The sequence below is a fragment of the Burkholderia sp. IO2 genome (genome assembly GCF_029522185.1).
Taxonomy (GTDB): Bacteria; Pseudomonadota; Gammaproteobacteria; order Burkholderiales; family Burkholderiaceae; genus Burkholderia; species Burkholderia cenocepacia.
Genome location: NZ_JAKWFH010000045.1, coordinates 39,263 through 65,201, shown reverse-complemented (window position 1 = coordinate 65,201; position 25,939 = coordinate 39,263). Strand labels below are relative to the sequence as shown.

Genomic DNA, 25,939 nt, shown 5'->3' with positions numbered 1-25,939 from the left:
AAGGTCGCCCTCGTCGCATGCATGCGCAAGCTGCTCATCACGCTCAACGCCATCGCTCGCACTGGCGAGCGTTGGCAGCCGGATTTCAATTGCGCATGACATGGGCTGTCTCAAGATGGTTGCTGTTCGTGTAGGTCTTCTTCGTACCGGCGAGTCCTCTGACGCATCGATGTTACCGATAACATTCCGTGGCAAAAAAAAGCCGGCGAGGCGACGGGAGCGATCGGCACACTGATACCGGTAACACACCGGAAGGTAGCACGCTGCGACCGGGGCGTACAAGGTCCGCCGCACGCGTGGTTTCCCTAGTACGGGCGTCGCCGCGACGGGCGAGCGTCGGCCGGCCTGCCCGGTACGCCGCACCGGTATGATGTAGCCTTTCCGGCCTTCTCACGATCGCGATTCCGATGCCCAGTCCCACCGCCGTCCGGCCTGCCGGGCCGCCCCGCATGTCCGACGTGGCGCGCCTCGCCGGCGTCTCGAAGATGACCGTGTCGCGCGTGCTCGCCGGGCACAGCGTGGCCGCCGAGACGCGCGCACGGGTCTGCGAGGCCATCGAGCAGCTCGGCTACGTGGCCGACGCGGCCGCCGGCGCGCTGTCGTCGGGGCGCTCGGAGTTCGTCGCGGTGCTGGTGCCGTCGCTGTCGAGTTCGAACTTCTCGGACACCGTGCGCGGACTGACCGATGCGCTCGAACCGCATGGCCTGCAGTTGCTGCTCGGCGATACCGACTACGACCTCGAACGGGAAGAACGGCTGGTGCGCTCGATGCTGCGGCACCAGCCGCGCTGCATCGCGCTGACCGGGGCGCAGCACACCGACGCGACGCGCAAGGTGCTGGAGCGCTCGGCGATTCCGGTGGTCGAGATGTGGGACCTGCCCACCCGCCCGATCGACACCGCCGTCGGCTTCTCGAACGTGCGCGCCGCCCGTGCGATGGTGCGGCACCTCGCCGAGCGCGGCTATCGGCGCATCGGCTTTCTGGTCGGCGCGAGCGAACTGGATCGCCGCGGCCTGGACCGGCTCAAGGGCTACCAGGCGGAGATCAAGGCGCTGGGGCTCGGCGAACCGCGCGTCGTGCGGCTAGGCGAATCGCCGATCACGATGAGCCACGGCGGGCCGGCGATGGCGGCCCTGCTGGCGCAATGGCCGGATACCGATGCGGTGATGTGCGTGAGCGACATGTCGGCGTTCGGCGCGATCATGGAATGTCATCGGCGCGGGCTGGCCGTGCCCGCCGACATCGCGGTGGCCGGCTTCGGAAACTTCGAAGTGGCAACCTGCTGCCATCCGACCATCACGACCGTGTCGGTCGATGCGTACGGTATCGGGCTGCGCACCGGCGAAGCGTTGCTGGCGGCGCTGCAGGCGCGCGACGGCGGCGAGCGGACCGAATCGAAAAGCATTCGTATCGACTACACGATCATCCCGCGGGAAAGCGCCTGACGGCCGGCGCCCGCGCGCATCCCGACCCGCGGGATGCGCGGCTCCGTACCGGTTTCCGCCGCCCTCTGCTGCGCCACTTGCGCACGAAATCGCGCACGAAATCCCTTCCGCGATGCAAAAACCCCGTGCTAACATCCCACCGATGTTACCGGTAACTATCCGGCACGCAAAATGAGAAAGGCCCCTTAGGAGACAGCCTGCCATGTCACACACCGCTCGCCGCCTGCGCAGCCAGGAATGGTTCGACGACCCCGCGCACGCCGACATGACCGCGCTCTATGTCGAGCGCTTCATGAACTACGGGTTGACGCGCGAGGAACTGCAGTCGGGCCGCCCCGTCATCGGCATCGCGCAGACGGGCAGCGACCTGGCACCGTGCAACCGCCACCACCTCGAGCTGGCCGAGCGGACCAAGGCCGGCATCCGCGACGCGGGCGGCATTCCGATGGAATTCCCCGTGCATCCGCTGGCCGAGCAAAGCCGTCGGCCCACCGCCGCGCTCGACCGCAATCTCGCCTACCTCGGGCTGGTGGAAGTGCTGCACGGCTTTCCGCTGGACGGCGTGGTGCTGACGACCGGCTGCGACAAGACCACGCCCGCGTGCCTGATGGCCGCGGCCACCGTCGACCTGCCCGCGATCGTGCTGTCGGGCGGCCCGATGCTCGACGGCTGGCACGAGGGCAAGCGGGTCGGCTCCGGCACGGTGATCTGGCATGCGCGCAACCTGCTCGCGGCCGGCGAGATCGACTACGAAGGCTTCATGCAGCTGACCACGGCTTCGTCCCCGTCGATCGGCCATTGCAACACCATGGGCACCGCGCTGTCGATGAACAGCCTGGCCGAGGCGCTGGGCATGTCGCTGCCGGGTTGCGCGAGCATTCCCGCGGCCTATCGCGAGCGCGGCCAGATGGCTTACGCGACCGGCAAGCGCGCGGTCGAGCTCGTTCGCGAAGACCTTCGCCCGTCGGCGATCATGACGCGCGCGGCGTTCGAGAATGCGATCGTCGTCGCGTCCGCGCTGGGCGCATCGACCAACTGCCCGCCGCACCTGATCGCAATCGCACGCCACATGGGCGTCGAGCTGAGCCTGGACGACTGGCAGCGCTTCGGTGAAGCCGTGCCGCTGCTCGTCAACTGCATGCCGGCCGGCGACTACCTCGGCGAAAGCTTCCACCGCGCCGGCGGCGTGCCTGCCGTGCTGCGCCAGCTCGATGCGGCCGGCCTGCTGCGACGCGACTGCCTGACCGTATCCGGTCGCGCGATCGGCGCGATCGCCGACACCGCGCAGGACGCCGACCGCGACGTGATCCGGACGCCCGACGCGCCGCTCAAGCACGGCGCCGGCTTCATGGTGCTGTCGGGCAACTTCTTCGACAGCGCGATCATGAAGATGTCGGTGGTCGGCGACGCGTTCCGCCGGACCTATCTTTCCGAACCGGGCGCGGAAAATACGTTCGAAGCGCGCGCGATCGTGTTCGACGGCCCCGAGGACTATCACGCGCGCATCGACGATCCCGCGCTGGACATCGACGAGCGCTGCATCCTGGTGATCCGCGGCTGCGGCACGGTCGGCTATCCGGGCAGTTCGGAAGTCGTGAACATGGCGCCGCCCGCCGAATTGGTGAAGCGCGGCGTGACGTCGCTGCCGTGCATGGGCGACGGACGCCAGAGCGGCACGTCGGCCAGCCCGTCGATCCTGAACATGTCGCCGGAAGCGGCGGTCGGCGGCGGCCTCGCGCTGCTGCGCACGAACGACCGCGTGCGCGTGGACCTGAATCGCCGCAGCGTCGACGTGCTCGTCGACGAGGACGAACTCGCGCGACGTCGCGAAAGCGCAAGCTTCACCGTGCCGCAGGCGCAAACGCCGTGGCAGGAACTCTATCGCCGCTTCGTCGGCCAGCTGTCCACCGGCGGCTGCCTCGAACCGGCCACGCTGTACCTGAAGGTGATCGAGCAGCGCGGCAATCCGCGCCATTCGCACTGATTTCACCGTCCACGACTCTTGCCGAGCTGACCATGCGTACTCCTTCCGTTTCCGACTGCCTGCCGCACGACCTCGCCCACGCGCTGCTGATCGGCCGCGTCTGGCGGCACGACGGCGCCCACGCGGGCCCGAGCGTCGTCGCCGTGCGCGGCGGCGAAGTGTTCGACATCACGCGCACCGTGCCGACCACCGCGGACCTGTTCGACCGCCCCGATGCAGTCGCCATCGCGCGCACCGCCGTCGGCGAATCGCTGGGCCGCGTCGAACCGCTGCTGCAGGCGACGCTCGACGGCACGCCCGGCGCGACGCACCTGCTCGCACCGTGCGACGTGCAGGCGATCAAGGCGTGCGGCGTCACGTTCGCCGTCAGCCTGATCGAACGCGTGATCGAGGAACAGGCCGGCGGCGATCCGGCCAGGGCGCGCGAGGTACGCGACACCATCGCCGCGACCATCGGCACCGACCTGTCGAAGATCGTGCCCGGCTCGGAAGCCGCGCTGCGCCTGAAGGCGGAACTCGAGCGCCGCGGCGCGTGGTCGCAATACATGGAAGTCGGCATCGGCCCGGATGCCGAGGTGTTCTCCAAGGCGCAGCCGATGTCCGCGGTCGGCTTCGGCGCGGACGTCGGGCTGCTGCCCGTGTCGGTATGGAACAACCCGGAGCCGGAGATCGTGCTGGCGGTCGCCAGCGACGGCCGGCCGGTGGGTGCGACGCTCGGCAACGACGTGAACCTGCGCGACATCGAAGGCCGCTCGGCGCTGCTGCTCGGCAAATGCAAGGACAACAACGGCTCGTGCGCGATCGGCCCGTTCGTGCGGCTGTTCGACGACGGCTTCACGCTCGACGGCGTGCGGCAATGCAGCGTGTCGCTGCGTGTCGAAGGCGCGGACGACGGTTTCGTCCTCGACGGCATCAGCCACATGCGCGAGATCAGCCGCGACCCGGCCGACCTCGTCGCGCAGACCTGCGGCGCGCATCACCAGTACCCGGACGGCTTCATGCTGTTCCTCGGCACGATGTTCTCGCCGATCCAGGATCGCGACGCGCCCGGCGCGGGCTTCACGCATCACGTGGGCGACCGTGTCACGATCTCGACGCCCGCGCTCGGCGCACTCGTCAATACCGTGCGGCTTTGCACGGAGATCGCGCCGTGGACCTTCGGCGTGCGCGCGCTGTATGCGAACCTGGCCGCGCGCGGGCTGCTTGCCGAATGAAAGCGGAAGACGCGGCGACATGAAGTCCTGCGCGAACGACGTCGACGGACAATAAGCGAAGCGGTATGAAACGGCCGTTCGCGCCGGCGCGCATGTAGCCGGCCTTCACTGCGCGACCTGAACACTCGCCGAGCCGGAACGGCCGCCTTGAGCGGCGCCGCCTGCTCGACCGTCTTTCCGGCGTCGCTCCACGGCCTCGGTGGACGCGATTCGCTCCACCGGCGCCTCGTCGGCTGCGACAATACCGCGGCTGAGTCAATTCGAGGTGTCGATGGAACTGAGGCAACTGCGCTATTTCGTCTGCGTCGTGGAACACGGCAGCATGGGCAAGGCCGCGCTGGAACTGGGCGTGGTGACGTCCGCACTGAGCCAGCAGATCAGCCGGCTCGAGAGCGAGTTGTCCACGCGCCTGCTGCAACGCACCTCCACGGGCGTCGTGCCGACGGACGCCGGCCTTGCATTCTGGCGACAGGCGCAACTCGCGTTGCGCCACGTCGACGATGCGGCGCTCGCCGCGCGTCAGGCGCGCCTGTCGGGGCACGTCAGCGTCGGGCTTGCGCCCAGTACGACCGGCGTACTCGGCCTCGCGTTCATGCAGGCGATGCGACGGCGCTATCCGGATGTCCGGCTGCGCATGGTCGAGAGCCTGTCGGGCTATCTCGGTGCGATGCTGAGTGCGCGGCAGATCGACCTGGCGATCCTGTTTCGCGAAGAACCCGCGCAGCGCTGGAGCGTGATGCCGTTGCTCGACGAGCATCTGTTCGTGATCGGCGCCCCCGGCCTGCCGGGCATGCCCGACGGGCCGCGCGTCCGCCTGGCGAACCTCGGCGCCGTGCCGCTGATCCTGCCGAGCGGCCCGCATGGTCTGCGCGCGTTGCTGGATGTCGCATTCGCCCGCACCGGCTTTACCCCGCACATCGCCGCCGAAGTCGACGGCCTCGCGATGTTGATGGATGCGGTGCGCGGCGGGCTCGGTGCAACCATTCAACCGGGCGCGGCGCTCGCACGGCTCGAGAACGCCGCGCTCGCGAGCGTCCCTGTCGCGGACGCCCACGCGACGAGGCCGAACCTGATCGCGAGCGTCTCCGACGACGAGTTGTCGCCCGCCGGGCTCGCCGCGCGGGTCGTCCTCGCCGACGTCGCGCGCGAGATCGTCGCGGCAGGCGGGTGGCCCGGCGCCACGCTGCGCGAGCCGCCTCTTCACAAAAACTGAAGACGTGTTGCCGCGCCGCTGATGGCGGCAGGCGAGGCCGATCCGTAGAGTGCGTCTCAAAGGAGACAACTCAGATGATCGATGTTCTCGTAATCGGCGGCGGCAACGCGGCGCTGTGCGCGGCCTTGATGGCGCGCGAAGCCGGCGCGTCGGTGCTGCTGCTGGAAGCGGCCCCGCGCGAATGGCGCGGCGGAAACTCCCAGCACACGCGCAACCTGCGTTGCATGCACGACGGCCCGCAGGACGTGCTGGTCGGCGCCTATCCGGAAGAAGAGTACTGGCAAGACCTGCTGAAGGTCACGGGCGGCATCACGAACGAGGCGTTGGCCCGGCTCGCGATCCGCGCGTCGGCGAACTGTCGTCCGTGGATGCACGCACATGGCGTGCGGTTTCAGCCGCCGTTGTCCGGCGCGCTGCACGTGGCGCGGACCAATGCATTCTTCATGGGCGGCGGCAAAGCGCTCGTGAACGCGTATTACCGCAGCGCCGAAGCGCTGGGCGTACGGATTCGCTACGACACGCCCGTCGACGCCATCGAGCTCGACGGCGAGCGCTTCGTCGCCGCGCGCAGCGGGAGCCGGCGCTTCGAGGCGCGCAGTTGCGTGCTGGCGGCGGGCGGCTTCGAATCCAACCGCGAATGGCTGCGCGAAGCGTGGGGACAAAACGAGCGTGGCGAGTGGCCCGCCGACAATTTCCTCATCCGCGGCACGCGCTTCAACCAGGGCGTCCTGCTCAAGGCCATGCTCGACGCCGGCGCGGATGCGATCGGCGACCCGTCGCAGTCGCATTGCGTCGCGATCGATGCGCGCGCGCCGCTCTACGACGGCGGCATCTGCACACGGATCGATTGCGTGTCGCTCGGTATCGTCGTCAACCGCGATGCGCAGCGCTTCTACGACGAAGGCGAAGATTTCTGGCCGAAGCGTTACGCGATCTGGGGCCGCCTCGTCGCGCAGCAACCGGGACAGACCGCCTACTCGATCATCGATGCCAAGGCCGTCGGACGCTTCATGCCGCCGGTATTCCCCGGGGTCCGCGCCGATTCGTTGCCGGAACTCGCGCGCGGGCTGAGCCTGCCCGAGCGAGCGTTCGTCGAGACACTGCGCGCGTACAACGCCGCATGCCGGGCGGGCACGTTCGATCACACGACGCTCGACGACTGTCGCACCGAAGGCGTCCATCCCGCGAAAACCCACTGGGCACGCCCGATCGATACGCCGCCCTTCTTCGGCTATGCGCTGCGTCCCGGCATCACGTTTACGTATCTCGGGCTCAAGGTCAACGAGCGCGCGCAGGTCCACTTCGGCGGACGACCAAGCGGCAACCTGTTCGTTGCCGGCGAGATGATGGCCGGCAACGTGCTGGGCAAGGGTTACACGGCGGGCGTCGGGATGTCGATCGGCACCGCGTTCGGCCGTATCGCGGGCACCGAGGCGGCGAAGGCCGCGCAAACGACCGGAGTTCAACATGCACGATATTGAAGAACACGTTCGCGACGCCCACGCGCTCGCGCCCGCCGGTCGGCCGTCGACACGCGCGAGCGGCGCCGCCGTGATCCGCATCGTGCCCGTCACCGACCACGAAGCGGAAGTCGCGCGCCAGATGCAGATCTGCAATGCGTGCCGCTACTGCGAAGGGTTTTGCGCGGTCTTTCCGGCGATGACGCGCCGGCTCGAATTCGCGAAGGCGGACGTCAACTACCTGGCCAACCTGTGCCACAACTGCGGCGCGTGCTATCACGCGTGCCAATATGCGCCGCCGCACGAATTCGCCGTGAGCGTGCCGAAGGCGATGGCGCAGGTCCGGCTCGACACGTATGTCGAGTATGCGTGGCCCGCCGCGCTGGGCCAGCTCTACAGGCGCAACGGCCTGGCCGTCGCGCTTGCCCTCGCGATCGGGCTGGCGCTTTTCCTGATGCTCGGCGTCGCGATGCACGGCTCGCTGCTGAATGGCCCGTCGGGCGGCCGTTTCTATGCGATCTTTCCGCACAACCTGCTCGCCGCGATGTTCGGCTCGGTGTTCGGCCTCGCCGTTCTGGCGCTCGGGGTCGGCGTGACGCGTTTCTGGCGCGACGTGTCGACGGGTACGGCGAGCCTGCCCGCGGTCGCCGAGGCGGCGAAACACGCGCTCGCGCTGACCTATCTCGACGGCGGCCACGGTGACGGCTGCAACGAGTCGGACGATGCGTTCACGCGCGCGCGGCGCCGGTTTCACCACTTCACGTTCTACGGCTTCATGCTGTGCTTTGCCGCCACGCTCGTGGCGACCTTCTATCACTACGCGCTGGACCTGCACGCGCCGTACGCGTTCCTGAGCCTGCCCGTGCTGCTCGGCACCGTCGGCGGAATCGGTCTGCTGATCGGGCCTGCCGGCCTCCTGTGGCTCAACCTGCGGCGCGACCCCGCGCGGACCGATCCGGCACAACGTCCGATGGACCGCGGCTTCATTGCCCTGCTGATGCTCGTGAGCGCATCGGGACTGGCGTTGCTCGCGTGGCGCGACACGAGCGCGATGGCGACGCTGCTCGCCGTTCATCTCGGCATCGTGATGGCGCTGTTCGCAACGTTGCCGTACGGAAAATTCGCCCACGGAATCTTCCGCTGCGCGGCGCTGCTCAAGTCGTCGATCGAAAAGCGCCAGGCCAACCGCCTGCAACTCGGCTCGGACTGAACCGGGCCAACCGAAGCGGTCCGGCTTTCGGGCCGCTTCGCACCATACATCCAACGGAGACACCCCATGCATCCCTCACCGTCAACCGCGCCGGACGGCACGGCCGCACGCACGTCGAAGCTCGGCGCGGTCCTGCGCGTGACCAGCGGCAATTTTCTCGAGCAGTTCGATTTTTTTCTGTTCGGCTTCTATGCGACCAGCATCTCGCGGGTCTTCTTTCCGGCGGCAAGCGAGTTCGCGTCGCTGCTGCTGACGTTTGCCGTCTTCGGCGCCGGTTTCCTGATGCGCCCGCTCGGCGCGATCGTGCTCGGCGCCTACATCGACGAAGTGGGCAGACGCAAAGGCCTGATCGTGACGCTCTCGATCATGGCGAGCGGCACGATCCTGATCGCGTGCGTGCCGGGGTACGCGACGATCGGGCTCGCCGCACCGGCGCTGGTATTGCTTGGGCGCCTGCTGCAGGGCTTCTCGGCCGGTGCCGAGCTGGGCGGCGTGTCGGTCTATCTGGCGGAAATGGCGACGCCCGGGCACCGCGGCTTCTATACGAGCTGGCAGTCGGCCAGCCAGCAGGTCGCGATCGTCATCGCGGCGGCCTTGGGCTATCTGCTGAATCATCTGCTGACGAGCCAGGAAATCGGTGCATGGGGCTGGCGCATCCCGTTCTTCATCGGTTGCGCGATCGTCCCGGTCATTTTCGTGCTTCGCCGAACGCTGCAGGAAACGGACGAATTCAAGGCGCGCACCCATCGTCCGCGTGCACGCGAGGTAGTCGCGACGATGCTGCGGAACTGGCGCACCGTGTTCGCCGGCATGCTGCTGGTCGCGATGACCACGACGACGTTCTATCTCATCACGGTCTATACGCCGACGTTCGGCAGGGCCGTACTGAAACTGTCGACGGCGGACAGCCTGGTCGTCACGCTGTGCGTGGGCGTGTCGAATTTCTTCTGGCTGCCCGTCGGCGGTGCGCTGTCGGACCGCATCGGACGCAAGCCGATTCTCGTGGCCATCGCAGTCGCGGCCATCGTGACGTCGTATCCCGCGCTCGCGTGGCTTGCGTCCGCCCCCAGCTTCGGCCGCATGCTGGCCGTGCTATTGTGGCTCTCCTTCTTCTTCGGCATGTACAACGGCGCGATGGTCGCGGCGCTGACCGAAATCATGCCCGCCAGCGTTCGCGTGGCCGGTTTCTCGCTGGCCTTCAGCCTCGCGACGGCGGTCTTCGGCGGCTTCACGCCCGCGGTGTCGACCTATCTGATCGAGATCACGGGCGACAAGGCCGCGCCCGGATACTGGCTCAGCTTCGCCGCATGCTGCGGACTGCTCGCGACCCTGTCGCTGTATCGCAAAGGCGGGACGGTGCGGCGTTCGGCGTCGCCTGCATGAGAAGCGCGCCCGGCGGCGCGATTGCGGCGCGGTTGCCGTGCGCGGTTCGACGACGGCAGCGCGCTCGCGCGACTGCTCGGTCGCCTCGCGACGCCGTTGGAGAACCTCGTCGCTGCCGCATTGCGTACCGGAAGCCGCAATGAATCGAATGCCGGATCGACGAAGGGGCACGTGATTGCTACGCGCGAGCCACGTCGGTCCACGCACGTCATCCGGCGTTCGCGCGCCGTGTGCGTCACGGTCGACCGTTCAGCGTAACGACGCGCGACGGCCCGGCCGCTGCGTTGACGTAGCCGGAACGCGGGCCGCGCGCCGTCGCGCACTCAGTCGAACGGCACGGCCAGCCGGTCGATCACCGCGCTGGTCTCGGGCCGGACGCCGCGCCACCAGGCGAACGCCTCGGCCGCCTGCTCGACCAGCATGCCGACGCCATCCGCGATGCCGTGCACGCCGGCATTTTTCGCGAGTCGGAGAAACGGCGTCAGGCGCTTGCCGTAGGCCAGTTCGTAGGCCGTGCCGGTCGGGCTGAACACGCTCGGCGGGACAGGCGGCAGGTTGCCGGTCAGACTGGCCGACGTCGCATTGACCACCAGGTCGAAACGTCCCATCCGGGCGAGGTCCGCATAGCCGCCCGCGATGAGCGTTCCGCATCCGGCGACCTCCAGGGCCAGTGCGCGCGCCTTGTCGACGTCGCGATTCACGATAACGAGTTCGGCCGGCCCGGCATCGAGGAACGGCAGCAGCGCGCCGCGTGCCGCGCCGCCGGCACCGAGCAGCAAGATGCGCTTGCCCGCCATCGGAAGCCGGAGATTGACTTCGATGTCGCGAACCAGTCCGATGCCGTCGAAGTTGTCCGCCCAGATGCGGTCGCCGTCGAACTTGAGCGCATTGGCTGCGCCCGCCAGCGTCGCGCGCGCGCTTCGCTCGTCGGACATCGCGAATGCGTCGAGCTTGAATGGCGCGGTCACGTTGATACCCTTGCCGCCCCCCTCGAAAAATGCGCGAACCGCTGCAGCAAAGGCGCCTGCCGGCTCGACCGGCCCCTCGATCGCCGTATAGCGGATGTCCTGTCGCGTCTGTTGCGCGAACAGACCGTGAATCAGCGGGGATTTCGTGTGCCCGATCGGATAACCGATCACCGCGTATTGGTCCGTCATCGTTGGCTCGCTTTTGAATAGAGGACGCCGTCGGCCTGCATCGCATCGATTTCGGCCGAATCGAACCCGAGGGAGCGCGCGACCTCCGCGTTGTGCTGCCCGAGATCGGGGGCGACGTCGCGTATCGTCGTGTCGCAATCGGAAAACCGGAACGGCAGGTTCGGCAGGCGCAGCGTCCCGTAGCGCGGATGCTGCTGCTCGACGACCATGCCTCTGGCCTGGATCTGCGGGTCGTTCAACACCTCGTCGATGCGCTGCACCTTCGCGCACGGCACGTCGATGCCGTCGAGCAGTTCCAGTACCGACGCGACGGAACGCGCGGCCACCCACGGCTCGACCACCGCCAGGATTTCCGCGCGGTGCGCGTTGCGGCCGGTGCTGTCGTGAAATCGTGTGTCCGCGCCGAAGCGGGCCGGGCCGCCGTGCGCTTCGATCAGTTGCGCGAAGCGCTTCCATGCGTCGTCGACTTGCGCGGCGATCACGAGATCGCCATCGGCGGCCCGGAACACGCCATAGAGCGTCGAGGTCGGCATGTCGTGCCCGGTCTGCTCGGGCAGCACGCGCTGCAGCGTGTAGCACTGCACCGCATATTCGTGCATCGATACCAGCGTGTCGTACAGCGCCATGTCGATATGCTGCCCGCGGCCGCTCTTCACGCGCCCGAGCAGCGCGGCGTTGATGGCCGCGACCGCATGAATCCCGGTGTACATGTCGCCGAGCGAAATGCGTAGCAGCGGCGGCCGCTCGCCGGGCGTGCCGACCATCTGCATGATCCCGCTCTTCGCTTCGGCGATCAGCCCGAAGCCGGCGCGATGCGCATCGGGACCGGTATGCCCGTACGCCGAAATCGAGCAGTAGACAAGGCCCGGATTGCGCGCCGACAGTTCTTCATAGCCGAGCCCGAGCTTGTCCAGCGCGCCCGGCCGATAGTTCTCGATGAAGACGTCGGCCGAGTCGCACAGCCGCTGCATGAACGCCTTGCCGCGCGCGTCCTTCATGTTGACGCTCACGCCGCGCTTGCCCATGTTGAGCTGCAGGAAATAGCCGCTTTGCTGGTCGTCGAGCACGGTCGCATGCTGACGTCCGGCGTCGCCGGCGCCCGGGCGCTCGACCTTGATGACTTCGGCGCCGAGCGCCGCGAGGCAGCGCCCGACATACGGGCCGGCAAGAAAATGGCTGTAGTCGACGACGCGCATGCCTTCGAGGGGACGGGCCTGCATCACGCTGCCTCCGGCCGGCGCGGCACCATCAGGCGATGTTCGCCGCGTTGAACGACCTGCCCGTCCTGATTGATCAGCTCCGACGGCAGCACGACGATGCCCCAGTCCGGGCGGCTCTTGCTGGCCCGCATCGAACCGACGCGGAACGTCACGTGCAGCACGTCGCCGACCTTGATCGGCAGCAGAAAATCCCAGGTCCAGCCGAGCGACATGCCGGGCACAAAGCGATAGTCGCTCTGGGTCTTCAGGCCGTCGGCAACGGACAGCCCGAACAGCCCGTGCGCGACGAGGCAGCCGAAATGGCTGGCGTTCGCGTAATCCTCGTCGACGTGCACGGGCGTATGGTCGCCGGTGAGGTCGGCGTACGCGAGAATGCGCGCCTTGGTCACGACGTAAGTCGGGCTCGTGCACGCGTCGCCCTCGCGGGCGTCGTCCCAGTATTTCTCGACGATCGTCATGGTCATGCCTCCGCGCGCGGGTCGATCGCCAGCGCCTGCGCGACGCAGGAAGCCGGCTTGGCCTGAATCAGTTCGACGGCAAGCCCGTCGGGCAGGCGAAGCCAGTTGCGCCCCTGCGGCATCTCCGTCACGTCGAATCGCCGCGCCGCGGCGAGCGCGGCTTCCAGGTCCTCGCACATCACGCCGAGATGGGCGAGCCGGCCTTCCGGGCCGTCGTGTTCCGGCGCGTGGATGAACTGCAGGCCGCCGAGCGTCCAGTACTGCCGCGGGGCGTCGAGCGGGCCGTCGACTTCGCGCAGCGTCATGCCGAGCACGTCCTCGAAGAAACGGATGTGCCAGCGGATGTCCTTCACCCAGATCGCGACGTGTTCGAGATAGGCTTTCGTGGCGCTCATGCGGCAACCTCCTCGCGTTGGCGATCGGCCATCGCGCGCTCCAGCCCCTTGATGCACGCGACGAGCGTCGCATTGACCGGCGTCGGCACGCCGTAGCGCTGCCCGCAGCGCACGACCGAACCGTTGATGAAGTCGATCTCGGTGATCGAGCCCTTCTCGAGGCTTTGCAGCATCGAGGTCTTGAAGGTCGCGGGCAGCCCTTCAGCGGCCAGCGTCCATGCCTGTTCGGGGTCGGTCATCGACAACTTCACGCCGGCTGCCCGGGCCGCCGCGATCGCCTCGGCCACGGCCGCGAGCGACGTGGCCTTGAGCAGCGGCTCGTCGTAAAGCTGCCCGTAGGTGAGCCCCGTGAGGCCCGTCAGCGCGCCCGTCGCGACGTTCACCAGCAGCTTGTCCCACATCGTGCCGACGATGTTGTCGCTGATCGTCGTCGCGAGACCGGCGCCATCGAACGCGTCGGCGATCGCCCGCACGCGCGGCGTGATGCGGCCGTCGAGTTCGCCGATGTAGGTCGACTTGCCGATCACGCCGGATTCGATATGGCCCGGGCCGCGCCGCACGCCGCCGACGTAGGTCTTGCCCGCGAGCACGCGCTCGCGGCCGACGGCGTCGCTCAGGATGTCCTCGTGGCCGAGGCCGTTCTGCAGCGACAGCACGACGGTATCCGCGCCCACCAGCGATCGGGCGCCGCGAATCGCCGCGTCGGTGTGGAACGACTTGACCAGCACCACGACCAGGTCGGCCGTGCCGACTTCGGCAGCCTGCGTCGTCGCATGCACGCGTACCTGGCGGCTGCCGCGGGCGTCGTCGACGCGCAGTCCGTCGCGACGCATCGCGTCGACGTGCACGGGCGAGCGATCGATCAGCCAGGTCTCGTGACCGCCTTCGGTAAGGGTGGCGCCGATTGCGCACCCCAGCGCGCCAGCGCCCAGAATTGCAATTTTCAATGCTGTCTCCTTGACGTATGGCCTCACGATAGGAGTTGCCGCTCATGCCGGCAATGCAATGGATACAATGACGTCATTGCAATGGACAATAATGTGCCGATGCCTGCCGATCTGCCCGACCTGAAGCTGCTGCAGCTTTTCGATCTCCTGTACGACGTGCGCAGCGTCACGCGCGTCGCCGAGCAACTCGGCCAGAGCCAGCCGACGGTCAGCATCTGGCTCGGGCATTTGCGGGAACACTTGCACGATCCGCTCTTCATCCGGACGCCCGGCGGCATGGCGCCGACGCCTCAGGCCGATGCGCTGATCGGGCCCTGCCGGGAAATCCTCGAATCGCTGCGGCGCTTCACCGCGTGGGAGATCGCGTTCGATCCGTCGACGGCCCAGCGACGCTTTCGCATCTGCATGACCGACGCGAGCCACATCACGCTGCTGCCGCGGCTACTGGCCCATGTCAGGGCGCAGGCGCCTGGCGTCCGGCTGGAAGCCGCGCGGATCGACGGCAATACGGAACGCGCGCTCGAATCGGGCGAGGCCGACCTCGCGATCGGCTATGTGCCGTGGCTCGGCGGCGGCATTTACCAGCAGAAGCTGTATGACCAGGACTGGATTTGTCTGGCCAATCGGCATCACCCGAGAATTCGCGGCCGGCTCGGCGCAAAGCAGTACCGTTCCGAAGGACATGTCGCCATCACGGCGGGAACCGGCGCGCAGCTGCTCGAACAGGCGCTGCGGCAGGCGCGCATCGAGCGGGACGTGGTGCTGGAATTGCCGGGCTTCCTGGGTCTGGGGGCGATCGTCCAGACGACCGATCTGATCACGACGCTTCCCCGCCATATCGGCGAGACGCTGGCCCACGCGAACGACCTGGCGGTTCATGCCTGCCCGATCCCGGTCGACGGATTCGCGGTACGGCAGCATTGGCATGCGCGATATCACCACGAGGCGGGCAACCGGTGGCTGCGCGGCCTCGTGACCGAGTTGTTCGGTGCGTCGCGTTGACCGGTAGCCATGGCGCGGGGGTGCCGGTACGCGTAAACGGGGTGGGCGACCCAAACGTCACCGCCCTCATCCCGACGTAGACGCAGAAATAGAGGGGCCGCGGCCCCAACGGCACGCGACCGTTGCGCAGAATATCGAGCACGCCGGCCATGCTCAGCCACGGCGCAGGCCCGCTCGGTCTCCAGGTCGCGCAGCCCCATCGCGCCCTGCATGGGCGCCACGCGCCAGCCGGACGGCGGGAAGAAATCGGCCGTCTCGAAACCGGACGCGGCTTCGCTCGCCCTCCCGCCCGTGGCCGTGCGACCCGCCGTTTCGCTTCGTCCTCCAAATCTCAAAATTACGATTGCAAATGCCTCTCATTTGCATTAAATTGCCGCGCAAATGTACTGTTTGGAACACAGATGTCGGCGCGAGGCCGCCCGCCGTGCCCGAACGCGAAACACACAAAAAGGAGGAGTATGAGCAGGAGGAACTGGGCGGCCGCACCGATGGCCATCGTCGTCGGCACGACCGGCATGGGCAGCGCCGACGCGCAGGAGACGGCGCTGCCCACCATCGAGATCTCCGCCCAACGCGCGACGGCGCCGTTTCGTACGCGCGAATCGACGAGCGCGACGCGCAGCGAGGCGGACGTGATGGAGATTCCGTTCGCGGTCAGCAGCGTCGACACGAAGCTGATCCAGACCGTGGCCGCCACGCGCGGCGACGATCTCTACGACTGGGTCGCGGGCGTCTCGCGCCAGAACAACTTCGGCGGCCTGTGGGACAACTACGCGGTGCGCGGCTTCGCCGGCGACGGCAACACGTCCGGCACCGACTACCTCGTCAACGGCTTTTCGTGGAATCGCGGCATGAGCGTGCCGCGCGACACCGTCAACCTCGAACGGATGGAAGTGCTCAAGGGGCCGGCGTCCGCGCTGTATGGCCGCGGCGATCCGGGCGGGATCATCAGCTATACGACCAAGCAGCCGCAGTTTGCCCGCGCGACCACCGTCGGCGTGTCGGCCGGCAGCTACGGCGCATTGCGGCAGACCCTCGATACGACCGGCCCCGTCACGCAATCGCTGGCGTACCGCTTCGTCGCGATGAACGAGAACAACGGCAGCTTTCGCGACACGGTGTCGAGCAAACGCTACCTGTTCTCGCCGTCGTTCACGTGGGACATCGGCGCGGACACGACGCTCCACTACGAGTTCGAAAGTGCGCGTCAGCGCGCACCGCTCGATCGCGGCGTGCTCGCGGTCAACGGGCAACTGGGCGTGATCCCCGCGTCGCGCTTTCTCGGCGAGCCGCGCGACGGCGACTACGACGTGCGCAACACGGGCCACCAGTTCACGATCGAGCATCGCATCGATTCGGCTTGGTCGATCAATGCCGGCGTCGCGCAACGCAACACCGACCTGTCGGGGCGCTCGTCCGAGGCGTTCGCATTGCAGCCGGACGGCCGCACGCTGTGGCGCCGCTACCGGCAAGTCGCGTTTCACTCGAACGACCTGCAAGGCCGCCTCGAGACGGCCGGCTCGTTCCGCACCGGCGGCATCGGCCACACGCTCGTGATGGGCGTCGATGCGTATCGCTTCAACTACGACCAGTTCGTCACGCGTTCCACGCCGACCGCCGCCGCGCCGTATGCGATCGACATCTTCGATCCGGTCTACGGCCAGCCCGCGCCGACGCCGCGCACCGCGACCAACCTGCTCGAACGCGACGACGGCCAAGGCGTCTACGCGCAGGACACGCTCGCGTTCGGGCCGCACTGGACAATCCTGGCCGGACTGCGCTGGGATCGCTTCCACCAGTCGATCGACAACCGCCTGAAGGGCGTGACGACGAGCCAGCTCCAGACCGCGCTGAGCCCGCGTATCGGCGTCGTGTATGAAATGAGTCCCGCGTGGTCGCTGTATGCGAACACCGCGTATTCGTTCCGGCCAAACAACGGCGCCGACGTCGGCGGCCGCGCGTTCGATCCCGAAAAGGGCCACGGCTACGAAGCGGGCGCGAAATGGGCGGGCGCGCGCTGGCTCACGACCGTCTCGGCGTTCTACGTGACCAAGCGCAACGTCCTCACCGCCGATCCGGCGAATGCGGGCTTCTCGCGCGCGGCCAGCGAAGTGCGCAGCCGCGGCGTCGAATTCGAATGGAGCGGCGATCTCGGTCACGGCTTGCGCGGGCTCGCCAACCTCGCGTACGTCGACGCCGAGGTCACGCGCGATGCCGTGCTCACGCCCGGGGCGCGCCTCGTCGACGTTCCGCGGCTGAGCGGCAGCGCGCTGCTGATGTACGAAACCACGCTGCCGTTCGCGGACAAGGCCGGCGCCGGTGCCGGCGTGATCTACGTCGGGCGCCGCGCGGGCAACACGGCCAACACACAGGACGGCTTCGAGCTGCCGGCCTACGCGACCGTGCAGCTGAACGGCTATCTTCAGGTCAACAAGCACCTGCGCGCGTCGGTCGTGCTGAACAACCTGTTCAACCGCACGACCTACGTCAGTTCGTACAACAGCCTGTGGGTCACGCCGGGCGCGCCGCGCAGCCTGTTCGCGTCGCTCGCCTACTCGTTCTAGCGCCCGTTCGCGCTACCGCGCGAGCGCGGCGACTTGCGTCGCCGTCAGCGCGCCCCTGCGGAAAACGCAGCGGGCTCCGCCGCGCCGTCCCGCTCGATGCGCTCGACGATGCGCGCCAGCCGAATGATGTCGGTCAGCGCGAAATCGGCCGCATCGGGCCGGGATCGGCCGCACGCGTCGGCCATCCGCATCGCGAACGACAGCGCTTCGGACCGCTCGTGCAGCAGCGCGCGCAGTGCATCCGCGATCACCTGCCGGTCGCGCGGATCACCGAGGCCCAGCACCGGGCCGGCATCCGGCATCGCGCGCGGCCCGGCCGCCCGCACGGAAACATCCTGCACGCGCATCGTGTTTCGTTCCATGGCCTTCCTCGTTGTCGACTCGCGACCGACCAGCGGCCCGTCACCGCCGGTTCGAGCGCGACACCACGTCGATCCACACCGCCAGCACCAGCACCGCGCCCTTGACGATCATCTGCCAGTACGCGTCGACGTCCAGCATCGACATCCCGTTGTCGAGGCTCGCCATCACGAGCGCGCCGATCAACGCGCCGTAGACGGTGCCCGACCCGCCGCGCATCGACGTGCCGCCGATGAAGCACGCGGCGATCGCATCGAGTTCGCCCATCGTGCCGGCGGACGGCGACCCGGCCGCCAGCCGCGCCGTGTTCACGAGGCCGGCAAACGCGCACATCAATCCCATCAGCGCGAAGATCGCGAGCTTCACGCGATCGGTGTCCACGCCCGACAGCCGCGTCGCCTCCAGGTTCGATCCCACCGCATAGATGCGCCGGCCGAATACCGTCTGCGTCGCGATCCACGAGAACACGCCGAGCAACGCGAGCAGCAACAGCACCGGCACCGGAATGCCGCCGTAACGGTCGAGCGTCGCGACGAACGCGAACAGTACCGCGCCGGCGCCGACGATCTTCGCGACGTCCTGCCACAGCGGCGCGACCGCGAGCCGGTAGCGATGCCGCGTGCCGCGCTGCCGCACCACCAGCAGCGTCACGAGCGCGAACAGCAGGACCGCGAGGCCGTCCCCCGCCACGCGCGGCAGATAGCCCTGCCCGATGAACACGAAGCCGTCGGATACCGGCGCGATCGTCGAGCCGCCGGTCACGCCGAGCAGGATGCCGCGAAACGCGAGCATCCCGCCCAGCCCGACGATGAACGACGGCACGCGCCGATAGGTCGACCACCAGCCGTTGAAGAGCCCGATCAGCACGCCGAGCGCGAGCACGGCCGGGACCGTCGCCGCGACCGGCCAGTGACGGTTGACGTCGAGGATCGCGGCGACGCCGCCGAGCAGCCCGAGCAGCGAGCCGACCGACAGGTCGATCTCGCCCGCGATGATGACGAACACCATGCCGCACGCGAGCATGCCGGTGATCGACATCTGCCGCAGCAGGTTCGATACGTTGCGCGGCGTGACGAACGCGCCGTCCGTCAGCACCGAGAAGAACGCCCAGATCGCGACGACCGCGAACAGCAGCGCAAGCACCTTGTAGCGCGTGAAGACATGGCGCAATGGCAGCCGCGGCGCGCGGCCGGCGCCTGCATCCGGCGTCGCCGGGGTCGAGGAAGAAAGTTCGGAATTCATATCGCGCTCGCTGCAGTGGGTTCGGCGGGCAGGCGCGCGGGCTTCAGCGCGGCGCCGAGGATCTGTTCCTGCGTGAGGCCCTGGTTGACGAAATCGCCGCGCAGCTCGCCCTCGCCGATCACCAGCACGCGATCGGCCAGGCCGAGCACCTCCGGCAATTCCGACGACACGACGATCAGCGCGACGCCGCGCCGGGCCAGCGCGAAGATCAGCCGGTAGATCTCCGCCTTCGCGCCCACGTCGACGCCGCGGGTCGGTTCGTCGAGGATCAGCACCTGCGGCTCGGTCAGCAGCATCTTCGCGAGCACCGCCTTCTGCTGGTTGCCGCCCGACAGGCTCGCGATCGACAGGAACGGGTGCGCTGCGCGCACCGACAGCCGCTGCATCTCGGTGCGGATCGTATCGAGCTCGGCGGCCGCGTCGATCCGCCCGCGCGCTGCGAAGCGCCGCAGCACCGCGAGCGTGATGTTGTGGCCGACGCCGAGCTGCGGCACGATGCCGTGGCGCTTGCGGTCCTCCGGCACCATCGCGATGCCGGCGCGGATCGCGTCGGCCGGCGAGCGGATCGACAGCGGCCGGCCGTTCATCGTCACGCTCGCCGTGCACGCGCCCGGATACGCGCCGAAGATCGCCTGCATCAGCTCGGTGCGCCCCGCGCCGACCAGCCCGGCGACGCCGACGATCTCGCCGCGCCGCACGCTGAACGACACGTCGTCGACCCGCTTGCGGCGCGCGTTCGTCACGTCGCGGCACGTCACGTGGCGCACGTCGAGCACGACGTCGCCGATCTCGTGCGGCTCGCGCGGATACAGGTCGCGGATCTCGCGGCCCACCATCATCGCGATGATCCGGTCGGTGGTCAGCGCGGCCATCGGCTCGGTCGCGACGTGGCGTCCGTCGCGGATCACGGTGACCGTGTCGCACACGGCCGCCACCTCGTCGAGCTTGTGCGAGATGTAGACGCACGCCACCCCACGGCGCTTCAGATCGCGCACGATGTCGAGCAGGATGCGCGTCTCCGACGCACTCAGCGACGACGACGGTTCGTCGAGGATCAGCAGCTTCGCGTGCTTGTTCAGCGCCTTCGCGATCTCGATCAGCTGCTGGTGGCCGCCGCCGTAGTTCATCACCGGCTGCGCGACGTTGATCGTGTCGATCCGCAGTTCGTGCAGCAACGCCTCGGCGCGCCGGACCATCGCCGCGAAGTGCATGCGCCCGCCCGGCAACGTGATCTCGTTGCCGAGGAAGATGTTCTCGGCGACCGACAGCTCGGGTACGAGCATCAGCTCCTGATGGATGATCGCGATGCCCGCCCGCTCGGTGTCGCGCACGCCGGCGGCCACGAGCGGCGCGCCTTCCCAGCGGATTTCGCCGTCCCACGTGCCGTGCGGATAGACGCCCGACAGCACCTTCATCAGCGTCGACTTGCCCGCGCCGTTCTCGCCGCACAGCCCGACGCATTCGCCAGGCCGCACGGTGAGGTCGATGCCGTCGAGTGCCTTCACGCCGTCGAATGCCTTGACGATGCCGCGCATCGTCAGCAAGGGTTCCGTCATTCGTTCATGCCTCGCAGGATGCGCGCGGGCGCGCTAGTGAAGCGCCGCCCGCGCGTCGCGCCGTTACTGGCTCGCCAGCTGGGCCTGGGTATAGAAGCCGTCCTTCACGACGACGTCGACGTTGCGCTTGGTCAGCAGCGTCGGCTGCAGCAGCACCGTATCGACCTTCTTCCTGCCGTTGTCGTATTGCGCGTTGAACGCGGGCTTCGCGCCCTTCGCGAGATCGACCGCGAGCTTCGCGGCTTCGCTCGCGATCAGCTTCAACGGCTTGTAGACGGTCATCGTCTGCGTGCCGGCGATCACGCGCTTGACCGCGGCCAGATCCGCGTCCTGCCCGGATACCGGCACCTTGCCGGCCAGATGCTGCGCGGCGAGCGCCTGGATCGCGCCGCCGGCCGTGCCGTCGTTCGACGCGACGATCGCATCGATCTTGTTGTTGTTCGCGGTCAGCGCATCCTCGACGATCCGCAGCGCGGTCGATGCGCTCCATTCGGGCACCCACTGCTGGCCGACGACCTTGATGTCGCCTCGGTCGATCGCCGGCTTGAGCACCTTCAGTTGTCCTTCGCGCAGCATCTTCGCGTTGTTGTCGGTCGGCGCGCCGCCCAGCAGGAAATAGTTGCCCTTCGGCTTCGCATCGAAGACGCCCTGCGCCTGCAGCTCGCCGACCTTCTCGTTGTCGAACGAGATGTACGCGTCGACGTCCGCATCGAGAATCAGGCGGTCGTACGACACGACCTTGATGCCGGCCTTCCGCGCCTCGGCGACAACGTTGCCGAGCGTCTTCGAGTTGAACGGCACGATCACGATCACGTCGACGCCGCGCGAGATCAGGTTCTCGATCTGCGAAATCTGCCGCGCGTCGCTCGCATCGGCGGACTGCACCGACACCTTCGCGCCGAGCTTCGTCGCGGCCGCGACGAAATAGTCGCGATCGCGCGACCAGCGCTCGACGCGCAGGTCGTCGATGCAAAAACCGATCTCGGGCTTGTCCTTGCTCGCATGGGCGAGCGGCGTGCCCAGCGCGAGGATCGCGAGCGCGGCGGCGCCGGCCAGCGAACTCAATACGGTACGACGCGTTACGGATTTCATGTCTCCAAACTCCTTGTTATGGAACCACCTCACGAACGCCGGGCGGCAGCCGACATGCGCCGCCCGCATCGAGTCACTGCAAAGCCCGGCAGCGCGACCGTTGCCGGCCGCCTGCGCGGCATCGCGTCAGCGCAACCCGTAGATCGCCTGGTTCACGATGTTCTCGAGCCGCTCCTGCGCGCCGCTCGCATGTTTCGGGTCCACGCCGCGCGCGAGTGCGTCGGCCGCGAGCGACTCCAGCGTATAGCCGCCCGCCAGGATCTTGCGGCCGAACGCGTCGTCCCATTGCGCATAGCGCTGCCGGCGCAACGCATCGAGCCGGTCGTTCTCGACCAGCACCGCCGCGCGTTCGAGCGCGAGCGCGAGCACGTCGATCGCGCCGACGTGGCCGTAGAACAGGTCTTCCGGATCGATGCTCTGGCGGCGCACCTTCGCGTCGAAGTTCATCCCGCCGGTCGTGAAACCGCCGTGACGCAGGATCTCGTAGAACGCGAGCGTCAGTTCCTCGACGCTGTTCGGGAACTGGTCGGTGTCCCAGCCGTTCTGCGGGTCGCCGCGGTTCGCGTCGACGCTGCCGAACACGCCGAGCGCGAACGCGTTCGCGATCTCGTGATGGAACGAGTGACCGGCGAGCGTCGCGTGGTTCGCCTCGATGTTCACGCGAATCTCGTTCTGCAGTCCGTACTGCACGAGAAAGCCGTGCACGGTCGCGACGTCGTAGTCGTACTGGTGCTTGGTCGGCTCCTGCGGCTTCGGCTCGATCAGCAGCGCGCCCTTGAAGCCGATCCGGTGCTTGTGCTCGACGACCATCGACAGGAAGCGGGCGAACTGGTCGCGCTCGCGCTTCAGGTCGGTATTGAGCAGCGTCTCGTATCCTTCCCGCCCGCCCCACAGCACGTAGTTTTCGCCGCCGAGGCGATGGGTCGCGTCGAGTGCATGGCATACCTGGGTCGCGGCCCACGCGAACACGTCGGGGTTCGGGTTCGTCGCGGCGCCGGCCGCGAAGCGCGGATGCGAGAACAGGTTCGCGGTGCCCCACAGCAGCCGCACGCCGCTTGCCTGCTGGCGCTCGCCGAGATAGTCGACCATCCGCGCGAAGTTGGCCGCGTATTCGCGCAGGCTGTCGCCTTCCGGCGCGACGTCGGTGTCGTGGAACGTATAGAACGGCGTACCGAGCTTCGTGAAGAATTCGAACGCCGCATCCGCCTTCATCCGCGCCCGCTCGAGCGCATCGCCCGGCTGCTGCCACGGCCGCCGGAACGCGGCCTGCCCGAAGATGTCGTGACCGGGCCACACGAACGTGTGCCAGTAGCAGACCGCGATCCGCAGATGCTCGGCGAGCGTCTTGCCCAGCACGCGCTTGTCGGGGTCGTAATGGTGATACGCGAGCGGGTTGTCCGACTGCGGGCCTTCGTAGCGAATCGCGGGAATATGTTCGAAATACGACATGGCGTCTCCGTGCGGGTTCTTGTTGCAGCGCAACGCGCGTCGCGGCGACGCGCGCGGCCGAATTCGGTTGGCTGGATCGTGCCCGCGCGCCTGCCGGCCGGCAATTGCGAAATTGCGCAGCCCGCTTGATGTTTCTTGCCAGCGGCGCTCGTACGGTACGCATTCCGTCCTACAATCGCCGTCACCAGACCACCGCGCGCCGCCTCCGCGAGCGCGCCCCGGAGACAACGGCACGGCGCCCCCGACGCGCTCGCCCGACACCGAGATGACACGCGCCCCTTCCGCCCAGACACCGCACCGCATCGCGCTGCTGTTCAACGCGAACAAGGTCTACGACCGCGAGATCATCAGCGGCATCGGCCAGTACCTGCACACGACGCGCGTCGTGTGGGACCTGTTCCTCGAAGACGACTTCCGCTGCCGGCTCACCGGGATCGAGCGCTTCGACGGCGACGGCATCATCGCCGACTTCGACGACCCGGCCGTGGCCGACGCGCTCGCCGGCTCGCCGCTGCCGATCGTCGCGATCGGATCGTCGTACGAGGACCCGACGCAGTACCCGGACGGCGTCCCATATATTGCGACGGACAACCCGAAGCTCGTGTCGCTCGCGTACACGCACCTGATCGGCGCGGGGCTCGCGCATTTCGCGATGTACAGCCTGCCGGTCGCGCAGGAGAACCGCTGGGCGCAGCAGCGCGAGCTGGCGTTCGACCGGCTCGCGCGCGCGGACGGGCTCGACGCGCCGATCTACCGCGGGCTGTCGACCAGCGCGTCGGGCTGGAATCACGCGATCGAGCAACTGATCGACTGGCTGCATGCGCTGCCGAAGCCCGTCGGCGTGATCGCGGTGACCGATGCGCGCGCGCGGCACCTGCTGCAGGCGTGCCTGATCGCCGGCCTCGCGGTGCCGGAACAGGTCGCGATCATCGGCATCGACAACGATCCGCTCACGCGCACGCTGACGCGCATTCCGCTGTCGTCGGTGATCCAGGGCACCGAGGAAATGGGCCGCACCGCCGCGCACCTGCTGCATCGGATGCTGCGCGGCGCGCGCTTTCCCGGGCAGCGCATTCTCGTGCCGCCGGTCGGCATCAACGTGCTCGAATCGACGCGCCACCAGCCGCTGGCGAGCCCGCACGTGATGCGTGCGCGGCATTTCATCCGCCAGTACGCGTGCCAGGGGATCAAGACCGAACAGGTCGCCGACTATGTCGGCGTGTCGCGCTCGCTGCTCGAGGAGCACTTCCGGCGCGAACTGCAGCGCACCGTGCACCAGGAGATCCTGCGCCACAAGCTCGAAGCCGCGCAGGCGCTGCTTGCCGGCCGGCAGGCCAGCAGCGCCGAAGTCGCGATCCGTTGCGGGTTCACGTCGCTTCAGTACATGTATGCGGTGTTCAGGCGCGAACTCGGCTGCACGCCGCGCGAATATCAGGAACGCGCGGCCGCCACGCCCTGACGCCCGCCGCCCATCCGACCTCCACTCATGCATATCGATACCGATTCCTCCTACCTGACACGCGGCGTCGCACGCGTGCACGCCGAGCCGTGGGGCACGTTGCCCGACGGCGAGCCGGTGCGGCGCTATACGCTGCGCAACGCGCACGGGATGCGTGTCGTCGTCAGCGACCTCGGCGCGACCGTCGTGTCGTGGCTCGCGCCCGATCGCACGGGACGCTTCGCCGATATCGTGCTCGCGCACGACACGCCGGCCGAGTACCTCGAATCCGGCGTCTACCTCGGCGCGACGATCGGCCGATGGGCAAACCGGATCGCCGGCGCCCGCTTCACGCTCGACGGCGTCGACTACCTGCTCGACCGCAACGAGAACGGCAACCTGCTGCACGGCGGCGCGAACGGGTTTCATCGCGCGCGGTGGGACGTGATCGACGACGGCGGCGGCCTGACGCTGCGGCTCGATTCGCCGGAAGGCGATGCGGGATTCCCCGGCAACGTGAGCGTCCAGGTGCGCTACACGCTCGACGACGACGGCACGCTGACGATCGACTATGCGGGGTGGACCGATGCGCCGACGCCGCTGAACCTGACGAATCACAGCTACTTCAACCTGAACGGACGCGCGGGCAGCGACGTGCGCGGCCATCTGCTGCACATCGACGCCGACGCGTTCCTCGAAGTGGACGACGCGCTGATCCCGACCGGCACGGCCGACGTGACGGGCACGGCGTTCGATTTCCGGCACAGCGCGCCGCTCGGCGCGCGCCTCGACTGGCCGCATGCGCAACTCGCGCGGGCGCGCGGCTTCGATCATTGCTTCGTCGTCGGCAACGGCGCGCGCGAAGTCCGGCCCGTCGCACGCGTCTACGATCCGGAAAGCGGCCGCGAGTTGATCGTGTCGACCGATCAGCGCGGCCTGCAGCTCTATACGGGCAACTATCTCGACGGCGTGCGCGTGAGCGGCGGCACGCGGTGCGCACGCCACGCGGCGCTGTGCGTCGAGGCCGGCGGCTTTCCGGACCAGGTCAACATGGACGGCCTGCGCGACGACGTGATCGTTCGTCCGGGCACCGTCTATCGACAGACCACGCGGTATCGGGTCGGCGTTCACGCGTAGCGCGGGGCGGGCG

General features: G+C 68.2%; 21 protein-coding genes. 11 read left to right on the top strand and 10 right to left on the bottom strand.

Translation table 11 applies throughout. The features are described 5' to 3' along the window. Window positions 1–407: 407 nt before the first annotated feature. The 7 genes from MMB92_RS25690 (at window position 408) to MMB92_RS25660 (ending at window position 9,909) form a co-directional block, all read left to right on the top strand. Window positions 408–1,445, top strand: a complete 1,038-nt coding sequence (locus MMB92_RS25690) for a LacI family DNA-binding transcriptional regulator (protein ID WP_006483298.1) — start codon at window positions 408–410, stop codon at window positions 1,443–1,445. A 202-nt stretch (window positions 1,446–1,647) separates the two neighbouring features. Then, window positions 1,648–3,429, top strand: a complete 1,782-nt coding sequence (locus tag MMB92_RS25685) for an IlvD/Edd family dehydratase (protein ID WP_058903934.1) — start codon at window positions 1,648–1,650, stop codon at window positions 3,427–3,429. A gap of 32 nt (window positions 3,430–3,461) precedes the next feature. Beyond that, entirely contained in the window at window positions 3,462–4,643 is a 1,182-nt protein-coding gene (locus MMB92_RS25680) for a fumarylacetoacetate hydrolase family protein (protein ID WP_277563030.1), read from the top strand. A gap of 271 nt (window positions 4,644–4,914) precedes the next feature. Continuing rightward, complete coding sequence (locus MMB92_RS25675) at window positions 4,915–5,856, top strand: LysR substrate-binding domain-containing protein (RefSeq protein ID WP_006498144.1); 942 nt, start codon at window positions 4,915–4,917, stop codon at window positions 5,854–5,856. A gap of 74 nt (window positions 5,857–5,930) precedes the next feature. Next, window positions 5,931–7,337, top strand: coding sequence for an FAD-dependent tricarballylate dehydrogenase TcuA (gene tcuA / locus MMB92_RS25670; protein ID WP_062911689.1), 1,407 nt, complete (start codon window positions 5,931–5,933; stop codon window positions 7,335–7,337). After that, window positions 7,324–8,526 (top strand): tricarballylate utilization 4Fe-4S protein TcuB, encoded by a 1,203-nt coding sequence (tcuB, locus tag MMB92_RS25665; protein ID WP_006498142.1) that lies wholly within the window; start codon window positions 7,324–7,326, stop codon window positions 8,524–8,526. The genes tcuA and tcuB overlap by 14 nt, the downstream gene beginning before the upstream one ends. A 66-nt stretch (window positions 8,527–8,592) precedes the next feature. Further along, window positions 8,593–9,909, top strand: a complete 1,317-nt coding sequence (locus MMB92_RS25660; RefSeq protein ID WP_006483289.1) for an MFS transporter — start codon at window positions 8,593–8,595, stop codon at window positions 9,907–9,909. A gap of 323 nt (window positions 9,910–10,232) precedes the next feature. On the opposite strand, the gene aroE is transcribed toward MMB92_RS25660, so the two are convergent. Genes aroE through MMB92_RS25635 form a run of 5 tightly spaced genes read right to left on the bottom strand, consistent with a single transcriptional unit; the run spans window position 10,233 to window position 14,086 of the window. Beyond that, the gene (aroE, locus tag MMB92_RS25655) at window positions 10,233–11,066 is read right to left on the bottom strand and encodes a shikimate dehydrogenase (protein ID WP_006483282.1); all 834 of its coding nucleotides are present in this window, start codon (window positions 11,064–11,066) and stop codon (window positions 10,233–10,235) included. Continuing rightward, window positions 11,063–12,286: a CoA transferase gene (locus MMB92_RS25650; RefSeq protein WP_077056993.1), complete on the bottom strand. Its 1,224-nt coding sequence runs from the start codon at window positions 12,284–12,286 to the stop codon at window positions 11,063–11,065. Before MMB92_RS25650 ends, aroE begins: the two co-directional genes overlap by 4 nt. Further along, window positions 12,286–12,744, bottom strand: a complete 459-nt coding sequence (locus tag MMB92_RS25645) for a MaoC family dehydratase (protein ID WP_006498137.1) — start codon at window positions 12,742–12,744, stop codon at window positions 12,286–12,288. The genes MMB92_RS25650 and MMB92_RS25645 overlap by 1 nt, the downstream gene beginning before the upstream one ends. 2 nt (window positions 12,745–12,746) lie before the next feature. Further along, complete coding sequence (locus tag MMB92_RS25640) at window positions 12,747–13,139, bottom strand: VOC family protein (protein ID WP_006483283.1); 393 nt, start codon at window positions 13,137–13,139, stop codon at window positions 12,747–12,749. After that, on the bottom strand, window positions 13,136–14,086 hold the full coding sequence (locus MMB92_RS25635) for a 2-dehydropantoate 2-reductase (RefSeq protein WP_212260976.1): 951 nt from the start codon (window positions 14,084–14,086) through the stop codon (window positions 13,136–13,138). Before MMB92_RS25635 ends, MMB92_RS25640 begins: the two co-directional genes overlap by 4 nt. 81 nt (window positions 14,087–14,167) lie before the next feature. Between MMB92_RS25635 and MMB92_RS25630 the strand changes: the two genes are divergently transcribed. Together MMB92_RS25630 and MMB92_RS25625 are read left to right on the top strand one after the other, a co-directional pair. After that, entirely contained in the window at window positions 14,168–15,088 is a 921-nt protein-coding gene (locus MMB92_RS25630) for a LysR family transcriptional regulator (RefSeq protein WP_006483288.1), read from the top strand. A 458-nt stretch (window positions 15,089–15,546) separates the two neighbouring features. Beyond that, window positions 15,547–17,652: a TonB-dependent receptor gene (locus MMB92_RS25625; RefSeq protein WP_277563029.1), complete on the top strand. Its 2,106-nt coding sequence runs from the start codon at window positions 15,547–15,549 to the stop codon at window positions 17,650–17,652. Between the two features lie 44 nt (window positions 17,653–17,696). Here the strand turns inward: MMB92_RS25625 and MMB92_RS25620 are convergent, their stop codons facing one another. The 5 genes from MMB92_RS25620 to xylA all read right to left on the bottom strand — a co-directional run bounded on the left by MMB92_RS25620 (window position 17,697) and on the right by xylA (window position 23,351). Further along, on the bottom strand, window positions 17,697–18,014 hold the full coding sequence (locus MMB92_RS25620; RefSeq protein WP_006483278.1) for a hypothetical protein: 318 nt from the start codon (window positions 18,012–18,014) through the stop codon (window positions 17,697–17,699). Between the two features lie 40 nt (window positions 18,015–18,054). Then, window positions 18,055–19,254 carry a sugar ABC transporter permease gene (locus tag MMB92_RS25615; RefSeq protein ID WP_034203492.1) on the bottom strand — a complete coding sequence of 400 codons (1,200 nt, stop codon included), beginning with the start codon at window positions 19,252–19,254 and terminating at the stop codon, window positions 18,055–18,057. Continuing rightward, on the bottom strand, window positions 19,251–20,810 hold the full coding sequence (gene xylG, locus MMB92_RS25610; RefSeq protein WP_058903925.1) for a D-xylose ABC transporter ATP-binding protein: 1,560 nt from the start codon (window positions 20,808–20,810) through the stop codon (window positions 19,251–19,253). Before xylG ends, MMB92_RS25615 begins: the two co-directional genes overlap by 4 nt. Window positions 20,811–20,873: 63 nt before the next feature. Continuing rightward, window positions 20,874–21,902, bottom strand: coding sequence for a D-xylose ABC transporter substrate-binding protein (xylF, locus tag MMB92_RS25605; protein ID WP_277563028.1), 1,029 nt, complete (start codon window positions 21,900–21,902; stop codon window positions 20,874–20,876). Window positions 21,903–22,028: 126 nt separating this feature from the next. After that, window positions 22,029–23,351 carry a xylose isomerase gene (gene xylA, locus MMB92_RS25600; protein WP_034203489.1) on the bottom strand — a complete coding sequence of 441 codons (1,323 nt, stop codon included), beginning with the start codon at window positions 23,349–23,351 and terminating at the stop codon, window positions 22,029–22,031. A 265-nt stretch (window positions 23,352–23,616) separates the two neighbouring features. On the opposite strand from xylA, the gene MMB92_RS25595 reads away from it, so the two are divergent. Together MMB92_RS25595 and MMB92_RS25590 are read left to right on the top strand one after the other, a co-directional pair. Then, entirely contained in the window at window positions 23,617–24,810 is a 1,194-nt protein-coding gene (locus MMB92_RS25595; protein WP_048985823.1) for a DNA-binding transcriptional regulator, read from the top strand. 27 nt (window positions 24,811–24,837) lie between these two features. Further along, entirely contained in the window at window positions 24,838–25,926 is a 1,089-nt protein-coding gene (locus MMB92_RS25590) for an aldose epimerase family protein (protein WP_006483285.1), read from the top strand. The last annotated feature ends 13 nt before the right edge of the window (window positions 25,927–25,939 follow it).

Excerpts from the sequence above, each read along its gene's own strand:
- tcuA (WP_062911689.1), top strand. The coding sequence starts at position 5,931 with ATGATCGATGTTCTCGTAATCGGCGGCGGCAACGCGGCGCTGTGCGCG.
- xylA (WP_034203489.1), bottom strand. The coding sequence starts at position 23,351 with ATGTCGTATTTCGAACATATTCCCGCGATTCGCTACGAAGGCCCGCAG.
- xylG (WP_058903925.1), bottom strand. The coding sequence starts at position 20,810 with ATGACGGAACCCTTGCTGACGATGCGCGGCATCGTCAAGGCATTCGAC.
- MMB92_RS25590 (WP_006483285.1), top strand. The coding sequence starts at position 24,838 with ATGCATATCGATACCGATTCCTCCTACCTGACACGCGGCGTCGCACGC.
- MMB92_RS25645 (WP_006498137.1), bottom strand. The coding sequence starts at position 12,744 with ATGACGATCGTCGAGAAATACTGGGACGACGCCCGCGAGGGCGACGCG.
- aroE (WP_006483282.1), bottom strand. The coding sequence starts at position 11,066 with ATGACGGACCAATACGCGGTGATCGGTTATCCGATCGGGCACACGAAA.
- MMB92_RS25660 (WP_006483289.1), top strand. The coding sequence starts at position 8,593 with ATGCATCCCTCACCGTCAACCGCGCCGGACGGCACGGCCGCACGCACG.
- MMB92_RS25615 (WP_034203492.1), bottom strand. The coding sequence starts at position 19,254 with ATGAATTCCGAACTTTCTTCCTCGACCCCGGCGACGCCGGATGCAGGC.
- MMB92_RS25640 (WP_006483283.1), bottom strand. The coding sequence starts at position 13,139 with ATGAGCGCCACGAAAGCCTATCTCGAACACGTCGCGATCTGGGTGAAG.
- MMB92_RS25680 (WP_277563030.1), top strand. The coding sequence starts at position 3,462 with ATGCGTACTCCTTCCGTTTCCGACTGCCTGCCGCACGACCTCGCCCAC.
- MMB92_RS25685 (WP_058903934.1), top strand. The coding sequence starts at position 1,648 with ATGTCACACACCGCTCGCCGCCTGCGCAGCCAGGAATGGTTCGACGAC.
- MMB92_RS25650 (WP_077056993.1), bottom strand. The coding sequence starts at position 12,286 with ATGCAGGCCCGTCCCCTCGAAGGCATGCGCGTCGTCGACTACAGCCAT.
- MMB92_RS25595 (WP_048985823.1), top strand. The coding sequence starts at position 23,617 with ATGACACGCGCCCCTTCCGCCCAGACACCGCACCGCATCGCGCTGCTG.
- MMB92_RS25625 (WP_277563029.1), top strand. The coding sequence starts at position 15,547 with ATGAGCAGGAGGAACTGGGCGGCCGCACCGATGGCCATCGTCGTCGGC.
- tcuB (WP_006498142.1), top strand. The coding sequence starts at position 7,324 with ATGCACGATATTGAAGAACACGTTCGCGACGCCCACGCGCTCGCGCCC.
- MMB92_RS25630 (WP_006483288.1), top strand. The coding sequence starts at position 14,168 with ATGGACAATAATGTGCCGATGCCTGCCGATCTGCCCGACCTGAAGCTG.
- MMB92_RS25675 (WP_006498144.1), top strand. The coding sequence starts at position 4,915 with ATGGAACTGAGGCAACTGCGCTATTTCGTCTGCGTCGTGGAACACGGC.
- xylF (WP_277563028.1), bottom strand. The coding sequence starts at position 21,902 with ATGAAATCCGTAACGCGTCGTACCGTATTGAGTTCGCTGGCCGGCGCC.
- MMB92_RS25690 (WP_006483298.1), top strand. The coding sequence starts at position 408 with ATGCCCAGTCCCACCGCCGTCCGGCCTGCCGGGCCGCCCCGCATGTCC.
- MMB92_RS25620 (WP_006483278.1), bottom strand. The coding sequence starts at position 18,014 with ATGGAACGAAACACGATGCGCGTGCAGGATGTTTCCGTGCGGGCGGCC.